Source organism: Humibacter sp., from assembly GCF_051954055.1.
GTDB lineage: Bacteria > Actinomycetota > Actinomycetes > Actinomycetales > Microbacteriaceae > Humibacter.
In genome coordinates, this window is record NZ_JBQCIE010000057.1 from 47035 (window position 1) to 53160 (window position 6126).

Here is a 6126-nt window from a genome sequence, read left to right on the forward strand (position 1 = left end):
GATCGCCCAGCAAGACCAGCACGAAAGCCTCGAGATGCGCTCTTCCACCATCGACCTCACGCTTCCGCCGCAAGCATCCCGTCGACGCTGGGGCAACCCAGCGCTGTACTGGCCGTCGCTGACGGCGGCGACCGCTCACCTCGATGCGCCGCTCGCGGTGCTCGAGCTGGACGCCCTGCGCGCCAACGCCCACGACATGCTGCACCGCGCGGGCGGAACGCCGATCCGGGTCGCCTCCAAGTCCGTCCGGGTGCGCGCCGTGGTCGAAGCGGCACTCGCGCTTCCCGGGTTCCGCGGCGTGCTCGCGTACACGCTGCCGGAGGCGCTGTGGCTGGCAGAGGGGGACGACGAGCATGAGCCGATCGACGACATCGTGGTCGGATACCCGACGGCCGCCCGCTCCGCCATCAGTAGGCTGGCGACCTCGCCCGAGCTCGCCTCCCGCGTGACGCTCATGGTCGATTCGGTCGACCACCTCGACCTCATCGACAGCGTCGTGCCGCCGGGGGAGCGTGAGAGCATCCGTGTCGCTCTCGAGCTGGATGCCTCCTGGCTCGGCCCCGCCGGCCGCATCGGCGTCTTCCGCTCGCCGGTGCACACCCCGCACGACGCGGCGGAACTCGCGGCACGCACCATTGCGCGGCCGGGGTTCGAGCTCGTCGGCATGATGGCATACGAGGCTCAGATCGCGGGCCAGGGCGACGCGCCGGCCGGGCGCCCGGGCTACGCCGCCACCGTTCGCTGGATGCAGCGCAACTCGAAGGCGGAGCTCCTGGAGCGCAGAGCAGCCGCCGTCGCCGCCGTGCGAAGCATTGCGGATCTGGCGTTCGTCAACGGTGGTGGAACGGGCTCGCTCGAGTTCACTTCCGGCGATCCCGCCGTGACGGAGATCGGCGCGGGCAGCGGCCTGCTCGGCGGTCACCTCTTCGACAACTACCGCTCGTTCTCGCCGGCGCCCACCGCGGCGTTCGCCCTCGACGTCGTGCGCAAAGCAGAGCGGGGGAGTGCGACCATCCTCGGTGGGGGATGGGTGGCATCCGGGCCGCCGGCGCCCGACAGGCTGCCCGCCATCGTGTGGCCCACCGGGTTGAGCATGGCGCCGCGCGAGATGGCGGGCGAGGTGCAGACCCCGGTGACTGGTCCGAACGCCGCCGGCCTGCGGACCGGCGACCGGGTGTGGTTCCGGCACACGAAGTCGGGGGAGCTGAGCGAGCACGTGAACGAGTTCGTCCTCGTCGAAGGCGGCGAGGTCGTCGGCACCGTGCCCACGTACCGCGGCGAGGGAAGGGCCTTCCTGTGAGTGCGGCACCGATGACGGGAGCGCTGTGGCGCAACTGGGGCCGCAGCGAGAAGATCCGGCCCGCTCGCGTCGAGCGACCGAAGGATGCCGCCGCCGTGCAGCGCGCGGTCATCGCCGCCGCCGAGCGGGGCCTGCACGTCAAGCCCGTCGGTGCCGGACACAGCTTCTCCGGTGTGGCGGTCGCGCCGGGGGTGCAGCTGGACCTGCACGAACTGAGCGGCGTGGTCGCGGTGGACGAGGCGTCCGCTCGCGTCACGCTCGGCGCTGGCACGAACCTGTACCGTCTTCCCGACCTGCTCGCGCCGTACGGACTGGCGCTGGAGAACATGGGCGACATCGACCGGCAGACCATCGCAGGCGCCACCTCCACAGGAACGCACGGCACCGGCGGCCGGTTCGGTGGTCTCGCCACGCAGATCGTCGGCGCCACGCTCGTCACCGGCGACGGATCCTTGCTGAGCGTGAACGAGACCGAGAATGCCGAGCTACTGCCGGCCGTGCGGCTGGGACTGGGCGCGCTCGGCGTGCTCGTCGATCTCACGATCCAGTGCGTGCCCGCCTTCCTGCTGCACGCGGTCGAGCGCTCCGAGCCGCTCGGCGAGGTTCTGGATGCCTACCTCGAACGGTCCGCGAACGAGGACCACTTCGAGTTCTACTGGTTTCCGCACACCGAGACCGCCGTCACGAAGACGAACACCCGGCTTCCTGCGGACGCCGAGCGGCATCCGCGACCCCGCTTCGGCTCCTGGGTGGACGACGAGCTCATCGCGAACGGTGCCTACCGGGCGATCTGCGCGCTCGGCTCGGTCGTTCCCGCGATGGTCCCCCCGGTGAACCGGCTGGCTGCGCGCCTGATGGGCAACGGCGACTTCACCGACGTGTCGCCGCGCGTGTTCGTCAGCGACCGCGCCGTGCGTTTCCGGGAGATGGAGTACGCGCTCCCGCGTGAGGCGGTGCCCAATGCCCTGCGGGAGGTGGACTCGCTCATCCGCTCGAGGGGCTGGCGCATCTCGTTCCCGGTCGAGGTGCGTTCGGCCGCGGCCGACGACAACTGGATGTCCACCGCCTACGGCCGCGACACCGGTTACGTCGCCGTGCATCGCTACTACCGCGAGGACCCGGCCGAGTACTTTGCAGCGGTGGAGGCGATCATGCGTTCCCACGACGGACGACCGCATTGGGGCAAGATGCACACGCGCACCGCGGACGACCTCCGCCCCGCGTATCCACGCTTCGACGACTTCGTCGCGGTGCGCGATCGCCTCGATCCGGCGGGAGTGTTCGAGAACCGCTACCTGCGCGCCGTTCTGGGCCCGGTACGCGTGCCCTCCGACAGCGCCGGGTGAGCCTTCGGCTCGTCCGAACCGCCCTTCGCTGTGTGCCTCCCACGGCATAGCTCCGAGAGTCGTGGGAACACGCAGAGCGTCGGCGGCACACGGGTAGGATGACCGGGTGTCGCACCGAGACACGCCCACTCTCGCCCGCAAGGAGTAGCCCGCCATGGAATGGCTGATCCCCGTCATCATCATCGTCGTGATTCTGGTGATCATCGGCATCTACTTCTGGGCGACGTACAACTCGCTCGTCACCCTGAACGTGCGCGTCGACGAGGCGTGGAGCGACATCACGGTGCAGCTGAAGCGCCGTGCCGATCTCATCCCCAACCTGATCGAGACGGTCAAGGGCTACGCCGCACACGAGAAGACGGTCTTCGAAGACGTCACCAAGGCGCGGGCCGAGACCCTCTCCGCACAGGGGCCGGCCGAGGCATCCGCTGCAGAGAACCACATTCAGCAGGCGCTGAAGAGCATCTTTGCCGTCGCCGAGGCATACCCGCAGCTGCAGGCCAGCCAGAACTTCCTTCGACTGCAGTCCGACCTGGTCGACACGGAAGACAAGATCCAAGCGGCCCGTCGCTTCTACAACGGCGGCGTGCGCGAGTTCAACACGAAGATCCGGGTCTTCCCGAACAACATCTTCGCCAAGCGACTCGGGTTCACCGCGCGCGAGTTCTTCGAGGTCGCCGACGCGAACGCGATCGCCGAGCCGCCGCGCGTGCAGTTCTGACCCGCCGCCTCAGCCGATCTCAGCAACCTCGACCCTCTGAACCGCAGGACACCCGTCTATGTACAGGGCGATCGCCGCGAACAAGCGGAACACCGTCTTCATCATCATCTTCTTCCTGGTGATCATCGGCCTCATCGGATGGCTCGCCAGCGCCCTGTTCCACAGCTGGGCGATCCTCATCGTCGTGATGATCGTCGCGGTGGGCTACGCACTGATCCAGTACTTCGCCGCCTCCGGGCAGGCGATCATGGCGTCGGGTGCGGTGGAGATCCAGAAGGCCGACAATCCGCGGCTCTGGAACACCGTGGAGAATCTGTCCATCGCCACCGGCATGCCGATGCCGAAGGTCTACATCATCAACGACCCAGCACCGAACGCGTTCGCCACCGGGCGTGATCCGCAGCACGCCGTGGTCGCCGCGACCACCGGGCTTCTGGACATCATGGATGACTCGGAGCTCGAGGGCGTGATGGCGCACGAGCTCGGGCACGTGCGCAATTACGACATCCGGGTGTCGATGATCGTGTTCGGCCTCGTCGTCGCGGTGGGCCTCATCGCCGACATCCTGTTGCGCATGAGCATGTTCGGCGCTTTCGCCGGCGGCAACAACCGCAACAACAACAACGGGGGAGGCGGGGGCAACCCGATCCTGCTGATCATCGGCCTTGTCGCGCTCATCCTGGCCCCGCTCATGGCGTCTCTGGTGCAACTGGCGATCTCCCGTCAGCGCGAGTACCTGGCGGATGCCACGAGCGCCATGACGACGCGCAACCCCGACGAGCTCGCCAGTGCCCTCGCCAAGCTCGAACAGTACGGGCGACCGCTGCGGCGTCAGAACTCGTCCATGTCGCACCTGTGGATCGCCAACCCGCTCAAGCCTTCGCTGATGAGCCGGCTGTTCTCCACCCATCCGCCCATCGAGGACCGCATCGCGCGACTGAAGAAGATCGGCACCAGCTTCTGAGTTTGTCTCGCACGCCTGGCGAGACCAGGCGTGCCGCGGTCGACCGAGCGCGTGGCTGGGTTCGGCGCCGTACACGCCGCCGCCTCGCAGAGCGTCTCGCGTCTGCGACCGGGCGGCTCGTCCCTTCACTAGGCCGGTCCGCAAGGCTCGTCGGCGCGGCTCTTGACGCGGACTGATCGCCGGGTGAAAGGTTGTCTCTGCGCCGACCCACAGACGGGGGTCGGCGGCGTCCTGTCCTGAGCACAGCCGAGGAGACGATGGTGTCTGAACCCGATATGCCCACGCGCGGGCCGGCGAGGCCGGTTCCGTACGTGATCGCGGGCATCCTGATCGCAATCGCGATCATCATGCCGCTGATCGTGCCGCTCTACGCGTTCGCAGAGCCGTCGCTGTGGGGAATGCCGTTCTTCTACTGGTACCAGCTGCTGTGGGTGTTCATCGCCTCCGGCCTGCTCGGCATCGCGTACCTCATCATGCGCAAGGAGGACAGACGACGTCGTGAGGCGGTGCGTGGCGCAGGCGCCGCGACGACCCTGCCGACGGATGCCGGTAGCCGGCGCTCCGGCACTGTCGCCGACGCCTCGGGCACGGCCGACGACGAGGAGGGCGACCGATGACGCACCTGCTCTCCCTCGCGGGACACGTCGCCGCGGCGACCGGACCGGATGCGCACGGCAATCGGCCGGTCAACTGGATCGCGCTCATCGTGGTCATCGTGCTGTTCATCGTGGTGGCCGTGATCGGCTTCCTCGCCTCCCGGTGGCGCACGGATCCGAGTGCACGAGGACTGAACTCGCTCGACGAGTGGGGCCTCGGTGGCCGCGGCTTCGGAACGTGGGTCACCTGGTTCCTGCTCGGCGGCGACCTGTACACCGCGTACACGTTCGTTGCGGTTCCCGCCGCGATGTGGGCGTCCGGTGCCGTCAGCGGCTTCTTCGCGGTGCCCTACACGATCGTGCTGTACCCGATCGTGTTCCTGCTGATGAGCAGGCTGTGGTCCGTCTCGCACCGGCACGGGTACGTGACACCGGCCGACTTCGTCGGCGGCCGATACGGCAGCCGTTGGCTCTCGGTGGCCGTCGCCCTGACCGGCATCATCGCCACGATGCCGTACATCGCGCTCCAGCTGGTCGGCATCAAGGCGGTGCTCACCGTGCTGGGCCTCGGCTCCAACACGAACCCGTTCATGGCCGACCTGCCGCTGATCATCGCGTTCGTCGTGCTCGCCGCCTACACGTACACCGGCGGTCTCCGAGCCCCCGCGCTGATCGCGATCGTGAAGGACATCCTGATCTACATCGCGATCATCGTCGCGATCGCCTACCTCCCGGCGCACTTCGGCGGCTGGGAGAGCATCTTCGGCGCCGCGGAGAAGAAGCTCAGCACGGTCAACCCGGCGACCGGCAACCCGTTCGGTGCCGTCATCCCGGGAGCCGGCAGCTTCAACGCGTACTGGACCCTGGCGCTGGGCAGCGCGATGGCGCTGTTCATGTACCCGCACTCGGTCACGGGTCTCCTGTCGACGAAGAGCCGGAACACCATTCGGCGCAACGCCATGGTCCTGCCGCTCTACTCGCTGCTGCTGGGCTTCCTCGCACTGCTCGGCTATGTGGCGATCAAGGCGGGCACGCAGCCCATCGACACCAACGGCGCGATCAACGCACAGCTGGTGGTGCCGCAGCTCTTCCTCGACTCGTTCCCGTCCTGGTTCAGCGGCATCGCGCTGGCGGCGATCGCGATCGGCGCGCTCGTTCCGGCGGCGATCATGTCGATCGCGGCATCCAACCTGTTCACC

6 protein-coding genes are annotated in these 6126 nt (G+C 68.2%); all 6 read left to right on the forward strand.

Annotation, left to right across the window (positions count from 1 at the left end; all coding sequences use genetic code 11):
- Positions 1–34: 34 nt before the first annotated feature.
- Entirely contained in the window at positions 35–1300 is a 1266-nt protein-coding gene (locus ACTHNC_RS07425; protein WP_440293963.1) for an alanine racemase, read from the forward strand.
- Between the two features lie 11 nt (positions 1301–1311).
- Positions 1312–2646, forward strand: coding sequence for a D-arabinono-1,4-lactone oxidase (locus ACTHNC_RS07430; protein ID WP_440293964.1), 1335 nt, complete (start codon positions 1312–1314; stop codon positions 2644–2646).
- Between the two features lie 154 nt (positions 2647–2800).
- Positions 2801–3367, forward strand: a complete 567-nt coding sequence (locus ACTHNC_RS07435; RefSeq protein ID WP_440293956.1) for a LemA family protein — start codon at positions 2801–2803, stop codon at positions 3365–3367.
- 58 nt (positions 3368–3425) lie between these two features.
- Complete coding sequence (locus ACTHNC_RS07440) at positions 3426–4331, forward strand: M48 family metalloprotease (protein ID WP_440293957.1); 906 nt, start codon at positions 3426–3428, stop codon at positions 4329–4331.
- Between the two features lie 260 nt (positions 4332–4591).
- Complete coding sequence (locus tag ACTHNC_RS07445; protein ID WP_440293958.1) at positions 4592–4948, forward strand: DUF3311 domain-containing protein; 357 nt, start codon at positions 4592–4594, stop codon at positions 4946–4948.
- The coding region (locus tag ACTHNC_RS07450; RefSeq protein WP_440293959.1) for a sodium:solute symporter family protein at positions 4945–6126 on the forward strand (1182 nt) is incomplete at its 3' end. The genes ACTHNC_RS07445 and ACTHNC_RS07450, both read left to right, overlap by 4 nt.

Coding starts and splice junctions, on each gene's coding strand:
- ACTHNC_RS07430 (WP_440293964.1), top strand. CDS start 1,312: ATGACGGGAGCGCTGTGGCGCAACTGGGGCCGCAGCGAGAAGATCCGG.
- ACTHNC_RS07425 (WP_440293963.1), top strand. CDS start 35: ATGCGCTCTTCCACCATCGACCTCACGCTTCCGCCGCAAGCATCCCGT.
- ACTHNC_RS07440 (WP_440293957.1), top strand. CDS start 3,426: ATGTACAGGGCGATCGCCGCGAACAAGCGGAACACCGTCTTCATCATC.
- ACTHNC_RS07435 (WP_440293956.1), top strand. CDS start 2,801: ATGGAATGGCTGATCCCCGTCATCATCATCGTCGTGATTCTGGTGATC.